At 33.7% G+C, this 4,175-nt stretch carries 5 protein-coding genes; all 5 read right to left on the reverse strand.

All coding sequences use genetic code 11. The features are described from left to right. Positions 1–201 (reverse strand): hypothetical protein (locus tag VJ881_01345; GenBank protein ID HKL74682.1); only part of this gene is annotated, 201 nt, incomplete at its 3' end. Positions 202–318: 117 nt separating this feature from the next. Next, the gene (locus tag VJ881_01350; protein HKL74683.1) at positions 319–840 is read right to left on the reverse strand and encodes a type 1 glutamine amidotransferase domain-containing protein; all 522 of its coding nucleotides are present in this window, start codon (positions 838–840) and stop codon (positions 319–321) included. Between the two features lie 173 nt (positions 841–1,013). Continuing rightward, positions 1,014–2,303: a phosphopyruvate hydratase gene (gene eno, locus VJ881_01355; GenBank protein ID HKL74684.1), complete on the reverse strand. Its 1,290-nt coding sequence runs from the start codon at positions 2,301–2,303 to the stop codon at positions 1,014–1,016. Between the two features lie 3 nt (positions 2,304–2,306). Beyond that, positions 2,307–3,842 (reverse strand): 2,3-bisphosphoglycerate-independent phosphoglycerate mutase, encoded by a 1,536-nt coding sequence (gene gpmI, locus VJ881_01360; GenBank protein HKL74685.1) that lies wholly within the window; start codon positions 3,840–3,842, stop codon positions 2,307–2,309. A gap of 119 nt (positions 3,843–3,961) precedes the next feature. Then, the coding region (locus tag VJ881_01365) for a triose-phosphate isomerase (protein ID HKL74686.1) at positions 3,962–4,175 on the reverse strand (214 nt) is incomplete at its 5' end.

Below are 4,175 nucleotides of genomic sequence, written 5' to 3' on the forward strand. Positions count from 1 at the left end.
TGCTTCGCGGGCATGAAACCACTCACAATAAACACATCCATTTACTGCAGTTGTGACAGTCATAATTTTCTCTATAAATTTTTTGTTTATCTTATCATTTTTATTTGCAGCAAAAATATTTTTGATATTTTTTAGAAAAAAAATCATATCCTTAAAAAAAGTTTTTGCATCATATATTTTTTTTACAAATTTATCTGCCATTAGTTACTCTCCTTTTACTTATACTAAATTAAGAAACTAACCGGCAGGGACTATTTAAATAAAATTAAATCCCGGCCAGTTAGTTATTAAGATATTAATACTTATCTAGAAAAGCTACTATTCTAATTCTTTAATTATTGTTTTCAAAAATACAGGCAAATCCTGAGGAGCACGAGAAGTTACTATATTTTTATCAACTACAACTTCTTGATTAACCCATTCTGCTCCTGCATTAACTAAATCATCTTTAATTGCTGGTGTTGAAGTCATTTTTACATCATCAAGAATATCAGCTGAAGCTAAAACCCAGCCACCATGACAAATAGAAGCAATTAATTTGTCATCTTCATGTAATTCTTTAACAATTCTTCTTACATTCATACAACGTCTTAACCTATCAGGTGCATAACCTCCAGGAACTATAGCTGCATCATAGTCATCAGTACTAATATCTTTTGCCTTTTCATCAACTTTTAGAGGATAACCATGTTTACTTTCACATTCTGTGCAACCATTATCCCAGCCGACAATAGTAACTTCTGCACCTTCTTCACGTAAACGGAGGATAGGATACCAGGCTTCTAAATCTTCATATTCATTAGCAGCAAAAACAATTACTTTTTTACCATCTAATCTCATTCTACCCCTCCTAATTTTTTATTGAGACAGTATTTGCGAATCCCAACAATTTGCTAAACTCTGTTTTTTCTCTTATTACATAAAATAAATGAAATAAGGGATGAGCTTTTAGTGTCTCTGTAATCATATTTTTTTATACTGAGACAGTATTTGCGAATCCCTTATTCATTTATTTACTTTAAGTTAAAAAATGCATCTTCACCTGCATATTCAGCAATTTCACCTAGAGTCTCTTCTATTCTAAGTAATTGGTTATATTTTGCAACTCTTTCTGAACGGGCAGGGGCTCCAGTTTTAATCTGACCGGTATTCATAGCCACTACCAGATCAGCTATTGTAACATCTTCAGTTTCACCAGAACGATGAGAAATAACTGAAGTATAACCGGCTTCTTTAGCCATTTTAATTGTTTCTAAAGTTTCTGTTAAAGTACCAATTTGATTTACTTTAATTAAAATTGAGTTGCTGGAATTTTCTTCAATACCTCTTTTCAATCTCTTAGTATTGGTTACATATAGGTCATCTCCAACAATCTGAATCTTGTCTCCTAGTTTTTCAGTCATCATCTGCCAGCCTTCCCAATCATCCTCAGCATGGCCATCTTCAATAGAAATAATTGGATATTTATCAGCTAATTCAGCATAAAAATCTACCATCTCTTCAGAACTCATGTCAATTCCTTCACCAGGTAAAATATATTTTCCATCTTCATAAAGTTCAGTAGCTGCAGCATCAACTGCTAACATCACATCTTCTTCAGGAGTATAACCTGCTTTACGAATTGCTTCTACAATTACCTGAAGTGCTTCTTCATTTGAATCAAGATCAGGAGCAAATCCACCTTCATCTCCAACACCAGTAGATAAACCACGGTCATGAAGTACATTTTTTAATTCATGATAAATTTCTGAACCCATACGAAGAGCTTCAGAAAAACTTTTAGCTCCTACAGGCATTATCATAAATTCCTGAATATCTACATTATTATCTGCATGTTCACCACCATTTAAGATATTCATCATTGGAACTGGAAGTGTTTTGGCTCCAATACCACCAAGATAATTGTAAAGATAACTATCAGTAGCACCAGCAGCTGCTTTAGCCAGGGCCAGCGAAACTCCTAAAATCGCATTAGCACCTAAATCTCCTTTATTATCTGTATCATCAAGCTCAATCATCTTTTTATCCAAAAATAACTGATCTCTGGCATCATAACCAACAATCTCTCTGGCTATTACTTCATTCACATTATGAACAGCATCTTTAACACCTTTACCTAAATATCTATTTTCATCATTATCTCTAAGTTCTACAGCTTCATAAGCTCCCGTAGAAGCTCCTGAAGGTACTGCTGCTCTTCCCCTTGTTCCATCAGCCAGTGTAACCTCAACTTCAACTGTTGGATTACCTCTGGAATCAAGAATTTCTCGGGCAAAAACATCCACTATAGTTGCATCACTCATTCTTTATTCCTCCTTTTGAATTAATAAATCACCAGTCATTTCATCTGGAATATCTATCTCTAATAAGTCAAGCATAGTTGGTGCAATATCAGCTAACTTACCTTCTTTTAATTTACTACCCTTTGGACCACCAATATAGATTAATGGAACCCGATTGTTGGTATGAGCAGTAAATGGTTCTCCATCTTCATCATACATCTTTTCACTATTTCCGTGATCAGCTGTAAGTAAAACCTGTCCACCTTTTTCTAAGATTTTAGGTATTACTTTCTGCAGACAGTTATCAACTGTTTCCACTGCTTTGACAGCAGCATCAAAATCACCAGTATGGCCAACCATATCCGGGTTTGCATAATTAAGAACTATTACATCTAAATCTTCTTTATCCAGTTTATCTAAAAGAGTATCTGTAACTTTATAAGCACTCATTTCAGGTATTTCATCATAAGTATCTACTTCCTGTGGTGAAGGAATCAACTTTCTTTCTTCTCCAGGATTGGGCTTTTCTACTCCCCCATTGAAAAAGAAAGTAACATGAGCATATTTTTCCGTTTCAGCTATTCTAAGCTGTTTCATTCCTTCTCTACCTAACACTTCTCCCATACCATTTTTGATATCAGTTGGAGGAAAAGCTACAGGTAGATCATATTCTTTGTCATATTGAGTCATACAGACATAATAAAGATCTTCTGGATGAGCATCAGGTCTCTTAAATTTATCAAACTCATCTATTGCCAGAGCCTGAGTAATCTGTCTTGCTCTATCTGCCCGGAAATTATAGAAAATTACACTATCACAATCTTTTATAGTTGCTTCTTTATTTATGACAGTAGGTAAAACAAATTCATCATTATTACCTCTTTGATAGGATTGTTCAACAGCAGCCAGAGCATTTTCTGCTTTTTCACCTTCACCTAAAACCATAGCATTATATGATTTTTTAGTTCTTTCCCAACGATTATCACGATCCATGGTATAATAACGACCACTAACTGTAGCGATTTCTCCAATACCTAATTCTTCCATTTTGTCTTCTAATTGTTTTATATATTTTTTACCACTTTGAGGTGGAGTATCTCTACCATCTAAAATAGCATGAACATAGACATTTTCAACTTCAGCTTTTTTAGCCATTCTTAATAAACCAAAAAGGTGATTTATATGGCTGTGAACTCCACCATCAGATAAAAGTCCCATTAAATGAAGATTACTCTGATTTTCATTAACATGTTCAATAGCTTTTTGTAATTCTTTATTTTCACGTAAAGTTTCTTCCTCAACAGCTTTATTTATTCTAGTATAATCCTGATAAACAATTCTACCGGCACCAAGATTTAAATGTCCAACTTCAGAATTTCCCATCTGTCCATCTGGAAGTCCAACATATTCACCAGAAGCTCCTAAAGTTGTATTTGGATATTTTTTAAATAACTCATCTAAATATGGGGTATCAGCTGTAGAAGCAGCATTCCCTTTTTTTTCATTTGATAAACCTAATCCATCCATGATAATTAGGGCAAGTGGTTTGGGTCTAGTCATTCATATCCCTCCTTAGGATAAATACAAATCTATATATTCATATATTTTATACTGTATTCATTACTATATTAATTATAATATATTTACTTTATTGATAATAGTTAACTATTAACATTACCTTAGAAATTTTTAATAACTCCTGCAAAATCTTCAGCTTTAAGGCTTGCTCCACCTACAAGGGCTCCATCAATGTTTTCTTTTTCCATAAATTCATCAACATTATATGGTTTAACACTTCCACCATACTGAATCCTAAGTTCTTTAGCTGCTGCTGGGTATTTATCTGCAACAGTATCCCTGACAAAAGCTATCATTTCTTCAGCTTCTTCAGCA

The organism is Halanaerobiales bacterium (assembly GCA_035270125.1).
Lineage (GTDB): Bacteria > Bacillota > Halanaerobiia > Halanaerobiales > DATFIM01 > DATFIM01.

Coding starts and splice junctions, on each gene's coding strand:
- VJ881_01350 (HKL74683.1), bottom strand. CDS start 840: ATGAGATTAGATGGTAAAAAAGTAATTGTTTTTGCTGCTAATGAATAT.
- eno (HKL74684.1), bottom strand. CDS start 2,303: ATGAGTGATGCAACTATAGTGGATGTTTTTGCCCGAGAAATTCTTGAT.
- gpmI (HKL74685.1), bottom strand. CDS start 3,842: ATGACTAGACCCAAACCACTTGCCCTAATTATCATGGATGGATTAGGT.